The organism is Shouchella tritolerans (assembly GCF_025770735.1).
GTDB lineage: Bacteria > Bacillota > Bacilli > Bacillales > Bacillaceae_D > Shouchella > Shouchella tritolerans.
This window is the reverse complement of the sequence record NZ_JAODPB010000001.1, coordinates 204,831-224,514: the sequence shown is the minus strand read 5'-3', so window position 1 is coordinate 224,514 and position 19,684 is coordinate 204,831. Positions and strand designations below refer to the sequence as shown.

The 19,684-nt window shown below is 44.7% G+C and carries 17 protein-coding genes; 8 read left to right on the top strand and 9 right to left on the bottom strand.

All coding sequences use genetic code 11. The features are described from left to right. Positions 1-25: 25 nt before the first annotated feature. The 4 genes from pdxR to N6H06_RS01015 all read left to right on the top strand — a co-directional run bounded on the left by pdxR (position 26) and on the right by N6H06_RS01015 (position 4,725). Positions 26-1,501 carry a MocR-like pyridoxine biosynthesis transcription factor PdxR gene (pdxR, locus tag N6H06_RS01030; RefSeq protein ID WP_263705441.1) on the top strand — a complete coding sequence of 492 codons (1,476 nt, stop codon included), beginning with the start codon at positions 26-28 and terminating at the stop codon, positions 1,499-1,501. A 211-nt stretch (positions 1,502-1,712) separates the two neighbouring features. Further along, positions 1,713-2,420: a B3/B4 domain-containing protein gene (locus tag N6H06_RS01025; RefSeq protein ID WP_263705440.1), complete on the top strand. Its 708-nt coding sequence runs from the start codon at positions 1,713-1,715 to the stop codon at positions 2,418-2,420. Between the two features lie 66 nt (positions 2,421-2,486). Further along, entirely contained in the window at positions 2,487-3,695 is a 1,209-nt protein-coding gene (locus N6H06_RS01020) for a trans-sulfuration enzyme family protein (RefSeq protein WP_062744906.1), read from the top strand. A 43-nt stretch (positions 3,696-3,738) separates the two neighbouring features. Continuing rightward, positions 3,739-4,725, top strand: coding sequence for a fatty acid desaturase family protein (locus N6H06_RS01015; protein ID WP_263705439.1), 987 nt, complete (start codon positions 3,739-3,741; stop codon positions 4,723-4,725). A gap of 360 nt (positions 4,726-5,085) precedes the next feature. Here N6H06_RS01015 and glnA read toward each other — a convergent pair whose 3' ends face one another. Both glnA and N6H06_RS01005 read right to left on the bottom strand, forming a co-directional pair. Next, positions 5,086-6,444: a type I glutamate--ammonia ligase gene (glnA, locus tag N6H06_RS01010; RefSeq protein WP_212954597.1), complete on the bottom strand. Its 1,359-nt coding sequence runs from the start codon at positions 6,442-6,444 to the stop codon at positions 5,086-5,088. 150 nt (positions 6,445-6,594) lie between these two features. Beyond that, entirely contained in the window at positions 6,595-7,068 is a 474-nt protein-coding gene (locus N6H06_RS01005) for a DUF4064 domain-containing protein (RefSeq protein ID WP_062744900.1), read from the bottom strand. A gap of 200 nt (positions 7,069-7,268) precedes the next feature. On the opposite strand from N6H06_RS01005, the gene N6H06_RS01000 reads away from it, so the two are divergent. Continuing rightward, the gene (locus N6H06_RS01000) at positions 7,269-7,745 is read left to right on the top strand and encodes a GNAT family N-acetyltransferase (protein WP_263705438.1); all 477 of its coding nucleotides are present in this window, start codon (positions 7,269-7,271) and stop codon (positions 7,743-7,745) included. A gap of 93 nt (positions 7,746-7,838) precedes the next feature. Here the strand turns inward: N6H06_RS01000 and N6H06_RS00995 are convergent, their stop codons facing one another. From N6H06_RS00995 to N6H06_RS00985, 3 genes are all read right to left on the bottom strand, one after another. Next, positions 7,839-9,320 (bottom strand): DEAD/DEAH box helicase, encoded by a 1,482-nt coding sequence (locus N6H06_RS00995; RefSeq protein ID WP_062744896.1) that lies wholly within the window; start codon positions 9,318-9,320, stop codon positions 7,839-7,841. Positions 9,321-9,617: 297 nt separating this feature from the next. Beyond that, on the bottom strand, positions 9,618-10,085 hold the full coding sequence (locus tag N6H06_RS00990; protein ID WP_062744894.1) for a thioredoxin family protein: 468 nt from the start codon (positions 10,083-10,085) through the stop codon (positions 9,618-9,620). Positions 10,086-10,100: 15 nt separating this feature from the next. Then, on the bottom strand, positions 10,101-10,514 hold the full coding sequence (locus tag N6H06_RS00985) for a disulfide formation protein C (protein ID WP_062744892.1): 414 nt from the start codon (positions 10,512-10,514) through the stop codon (positions 10,101-10,103). Positions 10,515-10,683: 169 nt separating this feature from the next. On the opposite strand from N6H06_RS00985, the gene N6H06_RS00980 reads away from it, so the two are divergent. Continuing rightward, the gene (locus tag N6H06_RS00980; protein ID WP_062744890.1) at positions 10,684-12,198 is read left to right on the top strand and encodes an FAD-dependent oxidoreductase; all 1,515 of its coding nucleotides are present in this window, start codon (positions 10,684-10,686) and stop codon (positions 12,196-12,198) included. Positions 12,199-12,253: 55 nt separating this feature from the next. Here the strand turns inward: N6H06_RS00980 and N6H06_RS00975 are convergent, their stop codons facing one another. Beyond that, the gene (locus tag N6H06_RS00975) at positions 12,254-12,622 is read right to left on the bottom strand and encodes a hypothetical protein (protein WP_062744888.1); all 369 of its coding nucleotides are present in this window, start codon (positions 12,620-12,622) and stop codon (positions 12,254-12,256) included. Positions 12,623-12,771: 149 nt separating this feature from the next. Here N6H06_RS00975 and N6H06_RS00970 point away from each other — a divergent pair, with 149 nt between their 5' ends. Continuing rightward, positions 12,772-13,290, top strand: a complete 519-nt coding sequence (locus N6H06_RS00970; protein ID WP_062744887.1) for a hypothetical protein — start codon at positions 12,772-12,774, stop codon at positions 13,288-13,290. A 13-nt stretch (positions 13,291-13,303) separates the two neighbouring features. Beyond that, the gene (locus N6H06_RS00965) at positions 13,304-14,761 is read left to right on the top strand and encodes a flotillin family protein (protein ID WP_062744885.1); all 1,458 of its coding nucleotides are present in this window, start codon (positions 13,304-13,306) and stop codon (positions 14,759-14,761) included. 226 nt (positions 14,762-14,987) lie between these two features. On the opposite strand, the gene map is transcribed toward N6H06_RS00965, so the two are convergent. From map to N6H06_RS00950, 3 genes are all read right to left on the bottom strand, one after another. Next, positions 14,988-15,731: a type I methionyl aminopeptidase gene (map, locus tag N6H06_RS00960; protein ID WP_062744884.1), complete on the bottom strand. Its 744-nt coding sequence runs from the start codon at positions 15,729-15,731 to the stop codon at positions 14,988-14,990. A gap of 220 nt (positions 15,732-15,951) precedes the next feature. Then, a complete protein-coding gene (locus tag N6H06_RS00955; protein WP_263705437.1) occupies positions 15,952-17,292 on the bottom strand; it encodes an alkaline phosphatase in 1,341 nt (446 codons plus the stop codon). Between the two features lie 198 nt (positions 17,293-17,490). Then, the gene (locus tag N6H06_RS00950) at positions 17,491-19,683 is read right to left on the bottom strand and encodes a DNA topoisomerase III (protein ID WP_263705436.1); all 2,193 of its coding nucleotides are present in this window, start codon (positions 19,681-19,683) and stop codon (positions 17,491-17,493) included. Position 19,684: the final 1 nt, after the last annotated feature.

Here is a 19,684-nt window from a genome sequence, read left to right as displayed (position 1 = left end):
ATACATAACAGATGGAGGTGTTTTTTTGAAAATAGAAATAAATCGGCATTCTGAAATACCGATTGCTCAACAAATTCAAGACAACATTGCTGACCGGATTCGCTCCAACCTGCTAGAAGAAGGAAGCAAGTTACCATCTGTTCGTAAACTAGCAGAAAAAACTGGAGTTAGTCTTATGACTGCAAATAAAGCCTATAACCATTTAGAAAAACAAGGGTTGATTGAAAAAATCCAAGGAAAAGGAACGTTTGTCCGCAAAAATAGTGGGACAACCCAAACCGAGGATGAAAAAAAGCAGCTATCTTATGATTGGCAATTAACGGTTACAGATTACTTGCCACGTGCTCAGTATATGCAATTTAATGCAGGAAAAGAGGAAATCCAGTTTTCCTCCTCTAAGATATGGCCGAACTTACTTCCGAACCGTTACCTTATAAAAGAAACAATAAAAATCCTTTCTGAGGAACCTTATATACTTTCTACTTATGGAGAAGGAAGAGGAGACATCACACTAAGGAAAGAAATGTCTGCTTATTTAAAACATTTAAAGATAGCAATCGAACCGGACGATATTGTCATTACTAGCGGCGTTCAACAAGGCATTGATATTGTTGCCCGTAGTTTCGTTGGTCCAGGAGATATTGTTGTTACAGAGACTCCTACTTATTCGGCAGCAATTGATGTATTCAGAGGGAGAGGTGCAACGATTGTATCGATTCCTGTCGACGAGAACGGGATGAGAGTGGACTTACTGCCATCATTGAAAAATAAACCAAAGTTGATTTATACAATCCCATCTTTTCAAAACCCTACTGGAACATTGCTCAGTAAAAAGCGGCGGCAACTACTGCTTGATTTTGCGCAATCGAACGAGATTATTCTTATTGAAGACGATTCTTGGAGTGAAATTTATTTTGACGGTAAACCCCCATTGCCTATAAAAAGCCTAGATGAGTATGGACATGTAATTTATTTAAAAGGATTAAGCAAAACGCTGTCTCCAGGGTGTCGAATTGGGATGATGGCTACTTCAGGTACGAATCTCAACAGAATCATAGCAGCCAAGACCATCACAGATTTAGGTACTCCTCTGTTAAACCAAAAGGCGGTACTGTCCTTTTTACGTTCGAATCGAATGAAAGAACATATAAAAAAGCTGCGAATCGCTTTAAAGTTGAGAAGGGATCGCGTTATCGACCTTCTTACTGTGTATGCTCCGAAGGAAGTAAAGTGGATTGTCCCAAAAGGCGGGGTAAATATTTGGATATCTTTTCCTCCTTGGGTTGATACCACTGAAATGCTGTTTGAAGCAAAGAAATTTGGAATCTCCTTTCTCCCTGGATCTGCTTGCTACCCTAAAGAACCTGCCATGCATCATCTGCGGTTGTGTTTTGCTGCTGTTGATGATCAATTATTAGAAACAGGTATCAAGACTCTTTGTAAAATATTTACCGCTTTTCTTGAAGAACGAAATGAAGAATCAAAAGTGCCTCTTGTTTAACCAAGTCATTCTGAGACTTTCAGTCACTGGAATGGCTTTTTTTGACGCACCCAGGTAAATGAAAAAGGAACGTTTAACTGTTATACATCAAACTATACTGTTATACCTAATAAATACTAGAATGATAGAAGATAGAACTATATGACATTTTAATAAATTAGTAATAGTCTACCCAAGCTAAGATAACTTACTGAAAATGGAGGACAACGCGTTGGCTAACTTAGAGATCGCTATTTCGGATGAAGTGCTCAAAAGCTACCCAGACGTAACCATTTCTGGATTGGCGGTAAAAGGGATTGATACAAAAACAGACAAATCGGAGGAACTCGAAAGGTACATGAATCATGCCGTTTATCAGCAGGAAGACACAGATGACTCGTTAGCAAAGAGTGAGATACAAAACTGGAGATCTGTTTACAGTGATATGGGAGTTAAACCGAGCAAAGTATTGTGTTCATTTGAAAGTTTATATAAAAGAGTCTCTAAAGGAAAAAAGGTGTTCGGTATCAATAAGTTGGTAGATGCCTACAATGCTGTATCTTTAAAGCATTGTTTGTGCATGGGAGGATATGATCTCGACCAAATTACCGGAAGTATTTCTTTAAGGTATGGGAGAAAAGGCGAAGAAATGCTTCCTATAGGCGGTGATAAACCTATACGAATAGATGAAAAAGTGGTTGCCTATTCAGATGCAGGATCAATCTTATGTGTCTATTGGAACCACCGGGATGCTGATCATACTCAAATTACGGACAAGACCAAAAACGTTATCTTTTTTGTTGACCAAATCCAAGGGGGCGATGCTAGAGCAGAATTGGCGTTAACAGATCTATCTAAATTAATAAGTCGTTTCTCAAAAAATGACGTTACAATCGATTTTTTCAGCTTGGATAAACAAAAGCCGGTGTACCAACTTTGAACATTTAGATAAGACCGATGCGTTACAAATCGATTATATCCCAAAGTTGAAAAGGAGCTAAAAATCATGAAACCTATCGCTACTGGAACAGAAACAAACAAAAATCGTTTAGGATTTCAAACAGCCTGTACACACGGAGGGGATCACTGGAATAAATCAGGTCATTTAAGTCCTCCTATTTGTCAGTCCACTGCTTTTGAATTCCCGACTACTTCAGAAGGCGCGGTTCGTGCAGCAGACATTAAGGCAGATGAATTTTATGGAAGGTGGGGAAGCAGGAATGAACGTGAGTTAGAAGCTTTGATCGCTGCACTAGAAGAAGCAGACGATGCGCTATGTGCTTCTTCTGGATTAGGTGCTATCTCCATGATTACACATGCGTTTTTAAATCCAGGAGATCATTTTATCGCTGTTCATAACTGTTACTCTGAAACGAAAATATTACATGAGTCTTTAGCAGAGCAATTATCTGTTGATGTCACGTTTATTGATTCTAGTGACATCAATAACTACAAACAGGCGATTCAACCGAATACAAAGTTAGTTTTTGCTGAAACCCCAGCCAACCCAACTTTAAGTTTAGTAGATATTTCTAAAGTAGCTGCACTCGTTCATGAACAAAGCGACGCAGTCTTTGTAGTCGATTCAACATTTGCTACACCTTATAATCAAAAACCGCTGAAGCATGGGGCGGATATCGTTGTCCATTCTGCCACAAAGTATTTAGGTGGGCACTCTGATGTTGTAGCTGGCGTATGTGCCGGTTCAACAGAGTTGATCGATAAAGTTCGCCATAAATATTCTTTCCATGGTCCACACCTAGACCCTTTTGGAGCGTGGCTTCTATGTAGAGGGATTCGAACCCTTGGGTTAAGGATGAAAAAGCATAACGAAAATGCTTTGAAATTAGCTCAATTTCTAGAGACACACCCGAAAATTAGACAAGTGTTTTATCCATTTTCTGAAAGTCATCCTCAATACAAACTGGCTACTAAACAAATGACTGGTGGCGGTGGCATGATTTGTTTTGAACTTAAGGATGGTATGAATGGCGGGCTTGGCTTAATTTCAAATGTAAAATTAAACAAGATGGCTGTCAGTTTAGGCGGGTATGCAAGTACCATTACCCATCCAGCATCGATGACACACAATTTATTGCCAAGAGAAGAACGTGAAAAAGGCGGCATTACAGATGGCATGATAAGGTTTTCTGTCGGAATTGAAGAATATGAAGATATAAGAGACGACTTATCGCAAGCGCTTGATAAAATATAAGGCATTTACGTGTGAAAAATTGGCAGTGAGAGGAGGAAAAGGAATGGAACACAAATTGGAAAAAGCTACTTTTTCAAAAGGTATTAAAAATCGGGTAAGAGCCCTCCAGGAACGAGATAACTGGCGGAATTTGTTTACGATTGCTTTTGATTGGCTCGTCATTATTGGGGCGATTGCGTTAGTGAAGACATTTCCTATATGGTGGGTGTATTTAATATCTATAACAATAATAGGAAGTAGAATGAGGGCATTTGACAACCTTATGCACGAGGCTAGTCATTTTCTATTATTTAAGAATAAAATGATGAATAAATGGATTGCCTGTTTTTTTGTAGCTTTTCCGGTGTTTACCTCGTTTACTGCTTACTGTCAATCCCATTATATGCATCATCGTCATTTATGGCATGAGCAAAAAGATCCTGACACGAAACGATATGCGTTAATGGGGTTAGATAAACCACAAGACAACATTCGGTCATTTGTCTTTAGACATGTGTTAAAACCGTTAACGTTAATCCATGTCCCAAAATACATTTACGGGACCATTAAAGTTAACATTTTGACAAAAGAAGAACCAACCTCTGAAAAAGTCGCTAAATCTTTATTTTGGCCAGTTATCGTGCTATTAAGTTTGGTGTTTGATTTTTGGTTAGAGCTTTTCCTATTTTGGTTTATTCCTTTATTGACCACATTTCAGATCATACGCTATTGGGCGGAAATGGCTGAACATTCAGGTTTAAAAAACACGCATGAGCTTTATTCAAGCAGAAACACGTTTGGGAACCCAATACAACGTTTCTTTCTCCATCCTCATCACGACAATTATCATTTGGTTCATCATCTCTTTCCAGCGGTTCCTCATTATCGTTTAAAAAAAGCTCACATGATCCTAATGGAAAATGAGAGCTATAGAGAAGCGCATCATTGTACAGGGTTCTTTAAATCTTTTTTGCCGGGGTTCTATAGTGTTATTCAGGATATTTGCGGATTAAGTTTCCGAGAAAATCGGTCAGCTAAAAAAGCAGAATGAGCCTACTGTGATTTGGATGATTAGTGGCTCAGTCGATCGATAAGATTGCCTAAGCCGAGTGACGATTAAATTGCCTTGCTGGCCGAGCTGGCTATAGACATAAACGCTTTTGCGAAAAACCATGATTGGTGCGGAATGGAACTCTACGTTTCATTCCTTATTCTATTGTTATTATTCGTTCAAACATCTTTCATAGAAGCCGACGTATTCCACCGTTTATACTTACAAAAAATCCCCTTGCACGGCTTCTTACCTATTGTTTTAGCAATAGGTTAATCGATGGGACATAAAAACCCCGAACCACTGCTTGCGTAGTACGAGATTGATTTGAAGGGAGCCCAATGCTCCCCTATTGGCAAACTAAAACTTGCTTTGGTAAGACGCAACTTCCCAAGGATGCACACTTGTACGGAAATCGTCCCATTCGCTTCGTTTTAAATCAATGTATTCTTCAAACGCATGATCGCCAAGCGTTTTGCGGCCGATGGCACCTGTTTCAAATCGATGAATCGCTTCTTCAAGGCTTGTCGGTAAGTTCTCAATCGCCCGCTCCTTAATTTCCGCGGAAGACATGCTGAAAATATCAGCATCTACAGACGCAGGGCATTCGATTTCGTTCTCAACGCCGTCCAATCCAGCAGAGGCGATAACCGCAAAAGCAAGATAAGGGTTTGCGGACGGGTCTGGGCAACGGATTTCCACGCGAGTGCCAGGACCGCGCGTAGCCGGGATACGGACAAGCGCCGAACGGTTGGAAGCAGACCAAGCAATGTAACACGGTGCTTCGTAGCCTGGAACGAGGCGTTTGTATGAGTTAACAAGTGGATTGGTTACTGCCACAAAGTCTTTGACGTTATCAAGCAGGCCCGCGATAAAGTGATAGGCCGTCTTGGAAAGCGCATTTTTATCGTCTTCATTGTAGAAACTGTTTTCTTGCTTTTCGATATCGAACAACGACATATTGACATGCATGCCGTTTCCGTTTGCTCCACCAAGTGGTTTTGGCATGAACGTAGCGTGGAGGCCAAATTGTTTCGCAACTGTTTTTACAACCCATTTATACGTCGTTGCTGCATCGGCAGACCCCAACGCGTCTGAATATTTAAAATTAATTTCATGCTGACCGACTGCCACTTCATGGTGAGAAGCTTCAATCGTGAAGCCCATCATCCGCAGTGCTTTGTAAATAGCGAGGCGCACTTTTTCACCGTCGTCTTTTGGAGAAGGTTCAAAATAGCCACCAGCGTCTTGAGTGCGCATCGTCGGTTCGCCATGTTCATCCGTGTCGAAGAGGAAAAATTCAAGCTCTGGGCCTACGCTAATCGAGTAGCCTTTGTCGGCTGCACGCTTAACCGTTTTTTTTAAAATGTTCCGTGGATCGCCCTCAAAATCAGAGCCATCAGGATTTTTCACGCTGCATAAAAAACGTGCTTCTGAGTAGCCCTCTTCCTCCGTCCAAGGAAGAACGGCAAACGTCGTCAAGTCGGGGGACAAGTACAAGTCTGATTGGTTAATGGGCGTAAAACCTGTAATCGAAGAACCGTCAAACATGGTTTTGCCGTTTACAGCTTGATCCAATTGCTCTGCCGTAATCGTCACATGTTTGAGCATGCCTTCAAGATCAACAAACTGCATATGAAGCAGCTCGACATTTTTCTTTTCAATCGTTTCCCGGATTGTCTCAATTAAGCTTTCGCGAGTTGGCGCTTGTGTCGTCATCTCTACCACTCCCCTAAAGTAGATGAACAGTTCATCTTTTTCTTGTTTTCTACTTTATGACGACACTACCCTTTATGCAATCGATTTGTCAGATTATCTGACACACTAATATTCAGATAATAATGGCAAAACCATCCAATTTGGATGGTTTTACTGTCCGCTCAACTCTGGCTGTTTTGGTTTGCGCACAAGCGCCATAATTCCAGCAATAATATACAACAGCATTGGCAGGAATGGGATGATGAATGCAAGTGTAAAAGGGGCCATGATCGCATAAAGAAGTGTAGACCCTAAAAACAAAATGCTTGCAACAACGGGCTTTTTGCTAACAAGGACAACAGCAACAATTCCAGCAACTCCTGCTATGAAGGAAGCAAGCGTGTACATGCCAAAATTGAGTTCTTCAAAAAACGCAGAAGTCGCAGCAGCATCTTCTTCGCTGACTATAGGCGGGTTTTCTTGTCCTTCCCATAGCTCACTATCTTCGTTGGCCATTTCCATAAAAAAGTCTTCATAAAAGCCTTGGCCTTGGAGTACTGTAGCGCCTCCTAAAAACAATGTTCCGAGCATAAACAACACTATTCCGATAATGCCAAGAACACGTTCGCCAGTTCGTTTCACCATGTTTGACACCCTTTCATGTTTAGTTAGTTACATAGGTTATACGTGTTTCCTCGTCTGTTCGTTTCATCCTAATCGTACCATGTTCCTCGCCAAAAATATAATAATCGACCATCTGAAAAGAAGCAACGAGAAACCCTTTGTCTCGTTATGTTTTTAGTGATAGGCTAACGGTAAAGACCATCAACATAAAGAGGGATACAATGATACGGACATTTAGACCAGCGGACAAAGATTACATCATTCAATCACATTACGAGTTATATAACAAGGAATTTCAATATGACTTATCGTTTCGCGATTTTATTACAGACAGTGTAACAGGGTTTATGGACAGGTCCAATCCTCGAGAAAACATTTGGATTCTAGAGATCAACGGCAAACAAAAAGGCTCAATTAGTATAAAAGAGGCAAGCGATGACACGGGACAACTCGGTTTGTTTCTCCTTGACCCTTCCACAAGAGGGTGTGGCTACGGACAGAAGTTGCTGGAAACAGCGATTGATTTTTGTAAGGAAACAGGGTTTGAGAACGTGATTCTATGGACAAATAGTGAACTCACAGCAGCACGAAAACTTTATCAGCAAAATGGATTTGAACGAACAGAAACAAGAGTCCAACTGTTGTCAAACAAAGAACTTACCGAAGAACGGTGGGAACGGGCCCTTTCGTTTCGCTAAGTGAGTGGACTTGCCTCAACAAAAAGAAAGGTCAATCAACAATGCATGCGAAACATGCCATCGTGATTGACCTTTTTCATAACGTTTATGCCCTTAAGATAAACGCTTGCCTGCCTTGCCGTTCGATGAAGCCCACTTCCGTTGATGACCGCTGCGCCGTCCGTCACGGCCCCGTTTTTGCCCCCAAGGGCGACGATCACGATCATTAGGACGGCGGCCATCACGGCCCCCTTTTCCGTGGCGCTTTTTCGTACGCAGTGGCGCTTCGCTTGTGAGTTTCACTGGCGTTTGGTCAGGTTCTTTCGTCAACAACTTCAATGCTGCCGCTAAAGCCGTGACTGCATCTGTTTCTTGAAGCAGTTCTTTGGCTGCTACTCGGTAGCTGTCTTGCTCGCCCTTCGCAGCCAATTCACGAAGTTCGTTTAAAGTTGACTGTTTTTGACCTTCAAGCGCTTCCTCATAAGTCGGCTTCGGCCGCTGAGTCATCCGTCTTTTCGAGACACTTTCAATCAATTTGACGTGCTCACGTTCTGGTTTTGTAGCAAGCGTAATCGCAATGCCAGAACGGCCAGCTCGTCCAGTACGGCCGATACGATGGACGTAGCTTTCTGGGTCTTGAGGCAAATCAAAGTTAAAGACGTGTGTAACGCCGCTAATATCAAGGCCACGTGCTGCAACGTCGGTAGCCACTAGAACATCGATTAAACCCTCTTTAAATTTGCGCAAGACGCTGTTACGTTTCGCTTGGTTTAAATCGCCATGCAACCCTTCAGCCCGGTAACCCCTTTTAATAAGAGCTTCCGCTAGCTCATCGACGCGCCGTTTTGTCCGGCCGAACACAATGGAAAGTTCAGGCGTCTCTAGATCAATTAGGCGGCAGAGAACATCAAATTTTTCCCGTTCATGGACTTCAATAAACTGCTGGGCAATGTTTTCCATTGTAACTTCTTTTGCTTTCACAGCTATCCGCGTAGGGCTTTTCATAAACTTGCTGGCCAGAGACTCCATCCGCTTTGGCATGGTTGCTGAAAAAAGCAATGTTTGCCGTGTTTCTTGAGGTGTCTCTGCCAAAATCGTTTCAATGTCCTCGATAAAACCCATGTTCAACATTTCGTCCGCCTCATCCAATACGACCGTCTCAATCGATTCAAGGCGGATTGTTTTACGACGCATATGGTCAAGCAAACGCCCAGGTGTAGCAACAATAATGTGTGGGCGCTGTTTTAACGAACGAATTTGTTTGCCAAAGTCTTCACCGCCGTATACGACGGTTGTGCGTACACCTTTGACGCGTCCAAATTGGCGCAATGCCTGCTCGACTTGGTTGGCAAGCTCCCTCGTTGGCGCCAATACAAGACCTTGGACAAGAGGGTTGCTTGGGTCAATGCGATTGACTAATGGAATGCCAAACGCCCCTGTTTTGCCAGTGCCTGTCTGGGCTTGGCCAATCACATCTTTGCCTGCAAGTACGAGCTCAATCGTCTCTTGTTGGATTGGCGTGGCTTCCGTAAAGCCGATATTCGTTACTGCTTGGACAACAGAAGCATCCAAGCCAAATTGTTCAAAATTTGCCAAGTGATAAAAACTCCCTATATATAGATTGAACGCCTTTCGTACTTAGAAAAGGCTGCCTGGATGCAAAAAGCCAGTCGCTAGGCTCGCTTTCAACATCGAGACAGCCTTATGATCAATTGCTTTCTTACATAGACGCACTATCGCTAAGCGCATACCCGCACAAAAGGCGCTCCGTTGTTCTCAAAGAAATATCATACCATAAACAAAATATGGATGCAAGAGCAGCTAGTGTGGACAACAACAAGGGTGGCTTGAAAAAACATCCATCGCCACCCAAATAATCAATTTTATTACATGCTACTCTGCTTTTGTCGTTTCGAGAAAATCACGAAACTCATCTTCCGTATGGTCGCCGACAATCCGGTCGACTTCCTTGCCGTCTTCAAAATAAATAAGCGTTGGCGTATATTCAATGCCATAAGCGGAATCATCATACTCAAGCACATTGAATTGGTCAATGTGGATGTCTTCCTCTCCGGCAACATCCATTAATTTTGGCGTCGCTTTCTTGCAATACTGGCAAGTAGGAGAGAAAAAGTAAACAACTGCATCTTCTCCCGCTTCAAGTTTTTCTGCCAATGCATCAGGCATAATAATGTTTTGGTAATTTTCATCGTTCAGCTGGTCAATTGTTGCCGCGTTTAAGTCATCTTTATCATAAAGGTCATTATTTGCTAAACGGTTGTTGTTATTCACGGTTTGAATAATGATGAGTACAATAAACAGCGCTAATACGCCTGCGCCAATAATCAGTAACTTCTTCATACGTCTTTCTCACTCCTAGCGGTTTCGAATGATATACATACTTGTTAAAAAAATCATTAAGAATGCAGTTCCAGCAAGAAAAGGAATCGTTATAAAGCCAAGCCAATTAATATATTCTCCTGTACATGGGACAGCCCCGCACCCTAAAACATTGCCTTCCTGCACTGGAAGTTTTTGAATCGAATAATGGTAAGCCGATATGCAGAAGCCAATGCCAGCAAGAACAGCAGAATAAATCGCGGCACTTGAATCTTTGCGAATGATGCCAATCGCCAAAAGGACAACTAGAGGATACATCAAAATTCGTTGATACCAGCAAAGAGTACAAGGTTCAAACTGGCGAATTTCTGAGAAATACAATGAGCCAAGCGTTGCGACTAAAGCTGTCACCCATGCAAATAAAAGCCCGTTCTCAACTTGTTTTTTCACAGCGTCTCCTTTCTCAAACTCACTTTCTATTTCTTTTCTTAAAGAGTAGCTCAGACAAGCACAGGTTGCAAATGGCGAATTTCGCAAAACTAAAAATAGCCCTTTTTGCTCATAAAATCTGGGAAACATGACCATAGTGATAACAGACAAGAAAATGGAGGACGAAAAGATGAGTGAACAACAATTAAATCTAGGGTCTGTTTGGCAAAAAGTAGATTTCCCTAACTTCCCCGCTTTACAAGAGGACATTGAAGTAGATGTCGCCATTGCTGGTGGCGGTTTGACTGGCATTACGACCGCTTATTTACTAACAGAAGCAGGCAAAAAGGTCGCCGTACTTGATGCAACTAAAATTGGCGGTGGCACGACTGGGCATACAACCGCAAAGATCACAGCCCAACATGATGTGATCTACCACGAATTTTTGAGCCACATCGGCAAAGAACAAACGAAGCTTTATTACAAAGCGCAAGACGAAGCGATTAGTTGGATTCGCAATTTCGTCAATGACCATAACATCGAGTGTGATTTTCACGACGAAGACCACTATCTTTATGCAACGACTCACCATGGTGAGCATAAACTCAAACGGGAACTAGAAGCCTACAAACAGCTCGGCATTCCAGGAGAATGGCTCACGTCGCTGCCTATTCATTTGGACATCCGCGCGGCTCTGAGATTAAGAGGCCAAGCACGATTTCATCCACTCCAATATTTGGCTTACCTATGCCAAAAAATAAGCGAAAAAGGCGGCCTGATTTACGAAAACACCGTTTGCGAAAAAGTCGTTCAAGGCGAAGATAAACGCCCGGCCATCCAAACAAGGGGCGGCGCGAAAGTAACAGCTAAAAAAGTGGTCGCGGCGACACACTTTCCCTTTGCAGATGGCGGCGGTCTGTACATGACACGCTTGCGGGCAGACCGATCTTATGTCATTGCTGGGACATACGCAAAACCTTGGCCAGGCGGCATGTATTTAAGTGTAGACCAAACAAGCCGTTCTCTGCGCAGCGCCACGATAAACGGCGAAGAAATGATTTTAGTTGGCGGAGAAGGGCATAAAGCAGGACAAGGAATGAATGCGCTCAAACATTACGATGCAGTCAAACAATTCGCCACCGAGACATTAGAAGGATTTACCCAAGAAGATCAATGGGCGACACAAGACTTGATTACACTTGACAAGCTCCCTTATATTGGCCAATTGTCTGCCCTCCAACCGGACGTACTCGTTGCCACTGGGTTCAGGAAATGGGGCATGACCAATTCGGCTGTGGCCGCCCATGTTTTGTGCGATTTAATTGTGGATGGCAACAGCTTATACAGCCAATTATTCAAACCGTCTCGGTTCCACGCCGATCCAAGCATCCGTTACTTTTTAAAAGAAAACGCAGACGTGGCCAAACATTTGCTTCGCGGAAAACTCCACCAAGATATCGAACATGTGGAGGAACTTGAAGCTGGGGAAGGCGCCGTTATTGACAAAGACGGCGAACGAGTAGGCGCCTATCGCGATAAAGACGGCACACTCCATCTCGTCGATACAACCTGTACCCACATGGGCTGCGAAGTAAATTGGAATCACGCAGATAATACATGGGATTGTCCATGTCATGGTTCTCGTTTTTCTTATACAGGCGATGTCATTGAAGGGCCTGCCAAAAAACCGCTTGGAAAAAAATAAAAAAAGCCATTTAAGGGATGCATCCCTTAAATGGCTTTTTTCGTTCATCATTCTTTTAGCGACGATGAAGCATACTTTCGATCCGCTTCATTTGCCATTGTAATTGTTTCATTTCGCGCTCCATGTTTTCCACTTTTCTTTGCATACTAGAAGGGTTTCCTGTGCTTTGCCCGTCTCTCCCATTATTCCCCGGCTCAGTAAAACCGACTGGCGGCTGTTGCGGAAACGCTGTATCGGCTTCCTCCTCAGCGGCAGCCTCTGCTTTTCGCGCTTCCTCTCGAGCTATTGTTAAGCCAACAAGGTCCATCGCCGTCGCAATTCCGCCGATAATTGCCGCGTAGTAAATCAGATCTTCAGCAAATCGAAGCACCTCTTCTGAACGCCTAGCTTCCTCTTCCCTTGCGTGTTCATCCATTTCTGGCATCGTGCCTTCACCTGCCCGCTTGGCAATAAATCGAAAACATACATTCCAGTATATGAACAAGGCATAGGAACTATGCGATTTAAAATTGAAACCTTTGCCAAAGCTCTTCGTATATAAAAATAAATAAAGTATAGAAAGGAGGGCTGTTCATGGAGCTAGATACGCTGTATCTGACGGTTTTGCTTGTAAGCGGAGGTGTAACGCTCATTTATGTCCTGCTTTCAGATATTTTTGATAGCATTGCCATTTTTGACAGTTGGCTTTCACCAGCATTTGTGCTATCGGCCATTAGTTTTTTTAGTGCAAGTGCATACTTACTGGAAAAGTTTTCACCCTTATCCAGTGTCGTTAGCGCAGGCATTAGTCTAGTCGTCGCTTTTACGCTTGCCATTTTATTTAACTTATTTATTTTAACCCCGCTACAGCATACGGAGGAGTCGACAGCATACAGCGAGGAAGATCTAGAAGGAAAGAACGGCGAAATCATTCTCTCTATCCCTACCGAAGGTTTTGGCGAAATTGTCGTTCGCCTCGACAGCGGCACCATTGCCAAAACGGCCGCAAGCATGGACGGGAAACCGATTTCCGCTGGGGCGACAGCGGTCATTATGAAAATTGAAAACAATATCGCTTACGTCTCAGAATTGACAGATCCACTACTTGATTAATTGGAGGTATATAATGGCAGTAGAAATCATGATTATTATCGGAATTGTGCTTGTTATTCTTGCTGTGCTTGTCGGCGTGTTCGTAACTCGCTACAGAACAGCAGGCCCTGATGAAGCATTAATTGTCACAGGTAGCTACCTTGGTGGCAAAAATGTCAACATGGATGAGTCTGGGAACCGTATTAAAATTGTCAGAGGCGGCGGAACCTTTGTCATGCCTGTGTTCCAGCAAGCTAAACCACTTTCACTTTTGTCGAGCAAACTCGACGTACAAACACCTGAAGTTTATACCGAACAAGGCGTGCCTGTCATTGCCGACGGTACAGCAATCATTAAAATTGGCGGCTCAATTGGCGAAATTGCGACAGCAGCAGAACAGTTCCTCGGCAAAACCCGGGAAGACCGGGAACAGGAAGCAAAAGAAGTGCTTGAAGGGCACCTTCGCTCGATTCTAGGTTCGATGACTGTCGAAGAAATTTATAAAAACCGCGAACGGTTTTCACAAGAAGTGCAAAAGGTTGCTTCTCAAGACCTGGCGAAAATGGGACTTGTGATTGTATCATTCACGATTAAAGATTTACGCGATACGAACGGCTACTTAGAATCACTTGGGAAACCGCGCATTGCCCAAGTGAAGCGTGATGCAGATATTGCCACTGCTGAAGCGGATAAAGAAACACGCATCCGCCAAGCAAATGCCAATATGGAAGCGCAGCGTTCCGAGATTGAACGTGCCACTGAAATCGCCGAAGCGGAAAAGAACAACCAATTGAAAGTAGCTGCGTACCGCAGCGAGCAAGAACAAGCCAAAGCGCAAGCGGACCAAGCCTACCACTTGCAAGAAGCCCGTTCAAAACAAGAAGTAACGGAACAGCAAATGCAAATTCAAATCATTGAACGGCAAAAGCAAATCGAGCTTGAAGAAAAAGAAATTGCCCGCCGCGAACGGCAGTATGACGCAGAAGTCAAGAAAAAAGCAGATGCCGACCGTTATTCCGTCGAGCAAGCGGCTGCCGCAGAAAAAAGCAAGCATTTTGCAGAAGCGGATGCCGACAAATACCGTGTCGAAGCAATGGCAAAAGCGGAAGCGGAGCGAATCCGCGTAGACGGCCTTGCCGAAGCGGAAGCCGAACGAGCACGTGGGGAAGCTGAAGCAGAAGTCATTCGTCTCAAAGGGCTTGCGGAAGCGGAAGCAAAAGAAAAAATCGCCGAAGCGTTTGATAAATACGGAGAGGCCGCTAAACTTAGCATGTTAATCGAAATGCTCCCTGATTACGCCCGCGAAGTAGCAGCACCGCTCGCCAACATCGATAAGATTACCGTTGTCGACACCGGCGCAGGCGGCCAAGGGAGCGGCGCTAACAAAGTGACTGGCTACGCGACTGATTTAATGGCCGGCCTCCAAGAATCACTAAAAGCATCTAGCGGAATTGACGTAAAAGAGCTAGTCGAAAACTTATCGAAAAAATAAACGCTCATTCCATTGGTTTGAATGTTTCAGGCATTTAAGCACAATAAAAGCGACAACGAAAGCTTGCTGGCGACTCCCTCATGAGAATGCCGGCAAGCTTTTTAGATGAAGGAGCGATTGCATTTTGCAGGAGGAACCAGGGGTTTATTTGCCTTTTCGATAAAAAACAGCTGCCCTTTATTTCAAGGACAACCGTTTTCTCGAATGATTAAGCTCCATCATAACGTTACGCTGTTAAAATGAGCGGTTTATCTTTGGTAATAACGATCGTGTGCTCAAACTGCGCGGCATAATGATGGTCCGGCAGCAACAGCCCCCAACCATCAGCACCCTCATCTACAAATTCCGCTCCGTCCGATACAAAGGTTTCCACTGCAAGCACCAGTCCGTTTGTGAGTAACCTACTGTCTCGTGGATCATAGTAATTCAAAATGCTGTCTGGCATCTCATGCAACTTGCGGCCAATGCCGTGCCCGGCCAAATTGCGGATTACAGTGAAGCCATCTTTGCGGGCTTCGTTGTGAATCGCCCGTCCGATGCCGCTGATCTTCGCACCCGCCTTAGCCTTCTTAAGCCCTTGGTGCAGCGCACGGAGCGAGCTCTGACATAGCTTTTCCTTGTGGGGCGAACGCGGTCCTACCACCGTCGTTGCCCCGGTGTCAGCATAATACCCGCCAAGCTCTGCCGACACATCAATATTAACGACGTCCCCTTCCTTCAGCACCCGAGGGCCTGGAATGCCATGGGCAGCTACCTCATTCACAGAGATACAAGTTGTTCCCGGAAAACCGTAGGTAATATAAGGCGCGGAGCTAGCTCCATGCTCGTCCAGCACCCTTTTGCCGATGCGGTCGAGCTCTGCCGTTGTGATGCCTGCCTGGACAGAGGACAGCATCTCTTCACGGGCCATTGCCACAATACGGCCAATCTTCTGTAGAGCGATGAGATCGTGTTCTGATTCGATGGACACGTTTTAACCTCCAGTATCTGTCATGCAACTTAAATTTAATTCCAGTATACTCGAGAAAGAGCTTTATGTCCTCTGTGCGTTTCATTTAGGTTCTTCACTCGCGTATGTTCGATGAGACGGCAGCTGCAGTAACAAAGGAAGAGGCGCCGTCAGCGTCCTCTTCCTTTAATGATGCTAGATTTTATTGCAAATTTCTTTTCCGGCTTGAAAATCAACTGCATTAAATCCCCAGTGCTGCTTTCATCATTTTCGGCACTTCGGTGTTGTCGATCGTGCCGCTAAACCGTTCTGCCCCGGCGCCGTAAGCGTACAGTGGCACGTCAATGCCTGTATGATCTAACGACGACCAGGCTACGCCTGCTTTTTCGCTGATGGCCGTATTGATCGCTAATTCCAGTGAGTCGCTTTCTTTCAGTTGGTCCAGTTCTTCTTCTGTCCATTCAAAATCCGTGTATGTTTCGAGCACTTCTTTTAAGTTGCTATAATTCCGTTCGACTTCAGCAGCCATATCGCTGCCCAATGCAGAGACACCATGAAGCTTAGACGGATCCCCTTCTTCCGAAGCATGGACGGCCATCCCACCTGTATCATGATCACCGACCATGACGACGAGCGTCTCGCCATTCTCATCTGCAAAATCGACCGCTGCTTCGACTGCTTCTTCAAAAGCGGCCGTATCCGTCATGGCGTAATAGGCGTCATTGGCGTGTCCTGCCCAGTCAATTTGGCTGCCTTCTACCATTAAGAAAAACCCATTGTCTTCTTTTGACAAGAATTCAATTGCTTTTTCGGTCATCTCCCCTAAACTAGGCTCGTCCGTCCGTTTATTAGCTGCCGGCGACAGCGCTTCTTCAGCAAACAAGCCAAGCAGGCGATCTTCTTCGCCATTCCAGTTCGTTAATTGCCGCGCTGTCTCTACAAATGCAAACCCTTTTTCTTCTGCTTCGCTTATTAAATCAACGCCATCTTCGCGAATACCGCCTTGGTCTTCAGGTATAAACTCTGCCCGGCCACCGCCAAGCATTAAATCGATATGATCGTTTGCGACCATTTGTGAGGCGATTTCCGTGTAGCTGTTCCGTGACTCTACGCTAACAGCAAAAGCGGCAGGCGTCGCGTGTGTAATCGTTGATGTAGCCACAAGTCCTGTACGCTTGCCGTTTTCTTTCGCTGAATCGAGAATTGTCGACAATGTTTGTCCATCAGGAGTTATGCCGATCATGCCATTATTCGTTTTTTCCCCGGTTGCTAAAGCAGTACCTGCTGCGGCTGAATCGGTCACTTCTGCATTTGCCGAGTGCGTTTGCACGAAGGCGCGCAGCATGTTGCGTTCGTCCCAAATAGGCTCGCCATCTTCCTTGTATAAACGGTAATTGTTTGTATAGCCTTGCGAAAAGCCATCAGGAATTAAAAAGATGACATTTTTGGCTTGTCCGCTGCTAGGCTGATTGTCGCCTTCTCCTACTTCCCCACTGTCTGATGCAAATGCCGCCGTGTAGGTCGCTCCAAGACACACGATCCCAACCAATCCTGCCACTGCCAATTTCTTTGAACGTTTCATGCTTTTCGCCTCCCATTGGGGTAAGAATGATCTCCATTTGTAAGTATAAAGGGCCGATGTAAAGCAACCGCAAATAAACCGTTAACATTCGTAAAGATTGGCTAAAGAGGCAAGGCAGTTGTTCAACTGTGTCAAAACAGAAGTACAACAAAGCCCGCATGCTTATTTCGGCTGCATGCGGGCTTATTCCCTATCAAATCAAGAGTCTTCGCCTTTTCCGAGGCCTAGCTTAGCGAGCTGGTCGGCAAGTGCCGAATTCGCAAACTGGTCTTGCTTGTTTTGCTTCTTCATATAGTTCTGCACTTCTCGTTTTGATACGTTTTTATGTTTGTTTTGTTTACGTCGTTGTTCAAATTGCGCCTTTTTCTCGCGATGGCCGCAGACACAAGCAAACACTTGGCCTTCGCCTTCACCGCGAAGCTCTAGTTTCTTTTTGCATTTTGGGCAGCGTGCATTTGTGGTCATTGCAATGTTTTTTCGATAACCGCATTCTCGGTCTTGGCATACGCGCATTTTGCCCTTTTTGCCATTTACTTCGAGGAGAAATTTTCCGCATTCAGGACATTTTTCACCTGTTTTATTGTCGTGGCGGAAAGTGGCTGTGTCGGCTTTCACTTGGGCGACAACAGCTTTGGCGTATTCCTTCATTTCTGCAATAAACGCTTGTTTTTGCTCTTTGCCTTGGACAATCTTTTCGAGCCGTTGTTCCCATTCTGCTGTAAGCGCTGGCGACTTCAATTCAGCCGGAACAAGCTCAAGCAGCTGCTTGCCTTTTGAAGTGATATATAAATCTTTGCCTTTCTTTTCAATGTAGAAGCTAGAGAAAAGCTTTTCAATTATATCGGCCCGCGTCGCTACTGTCCCAATTCCGCCAGCTTGTGCAAGCGTTTTTTTAATCGTCTCATCTTTCGCTTCCATATGCTGGGCAGGTTTTTCCATCGCCGCTAATAATGTACCTTCATTAAAACGAGGCGGTGGGCTTGTTTTGCCTTGTGTCATGCCTACAAGTTTAACAGCCTTTTTATCGCCTTTGCTCATAGCTGGCAACAAGCGAGCCAACGCTTCGTCTTCTTCACCTGTTTCCTGCCCGCGCCATCCAGCAGACACAAGGCGTTCACCTTTGGCCCGCAGCAGCTCTCCGTTTGCCGTCGCTTCCACTGACGTTAACTCTGACTCACTTGGTGGGAAAAAGTTTGCCAGAAAACGACGCACGATTAAGTGATACAGCTTTGTTTCCTTGTCGCTCATTGCGCTTGCACTCTGAGGTTGTTCCGTTGGAATGAGCGCATGGTGGTCCGACACTTTTGCATTGTTGACCATTTGCCGTTTTGCATGGGCAAGCCCCTGTTTTTTGGCGTTTGCTACCATTTTGCGGAAAGGCTGGACATCAACGGCATGGAGGCGTTCTTTCAACGTTTCGACAAGATCAGAAGAAAGATAGCGCGAATCTGTGCGCGGATACGTAATTGCTTTATGTTGTTCATACAAACGTTGCAAAGCAGCAAGCGTTTCTTTAGCCGAATAGCCAAAGCGCTTGTTTGCCTCGCGCTGCAGTTCCGTCAAGTCGTAAAGAGGCGGTGGAGGCGTCCGCTTTGTTTTTGCGTTGACGGAATCAATGACAACGGCAGACTGCTGCAGCTTCTCTTGCAGCATTTTCGCCCGCTTGTCGTCAAAAATCCGTTCCTCTTTTGAGCGCCTGTCCGCCCAGCGGAATGTGACACCGTCTTTCGTTTCTACAGAAATGGTGTGGTACGGTTTTGGCACAAACTTGCGGATCGCTTCCTCCCGGTCGGCAAGAATAGCGAGCGTAGGCGTCTGCACACGGCCGCAGGACAGTTGGGCATTATGCTTTGTCGTCAACGCCCTTGTTCCGTTAATTCCGACATACCAATCGGCCTCGGCTCTTGCTTCTGCTGCAGCGTATAATGTTTCGTAGCGTTTGCCATCTTTCAGTTGTTTAAATCCATCTTTAATGGCTTTATCCGTAACAGACGAAATCCATAACCGTTTAACGGGTTTTTTGACATGGGCTTTCTCCAAAATCCACCGGGCAACGAGTTCCCCTTCACGCCCAGCATCAGTCGCTATCACGACCTCTCCTACATCTTGGCGGTTTAATACGTGCTTAACAGCATGGAACTGTTTCGCCGTTTGTTTGATAACGACAAGCTCAAGGCGTTTTGGCAACATCGGCAATTCTTCTAGCTTCCAGGTTTTATACTGCTTGCCGTAATGCTCAGGATCTGCGTGTGTTACTAAATGGCCAAGCGCCCATGTAATAATATAGCCGTTTCCTTCGAAATAACCGTTTCCTTTTTGGTTGCACCCAAGAACCCTGGCAATATCCCGGGCTACAGACGGTTTTTCTGCTAATACTGCTTTTTTCTTCATT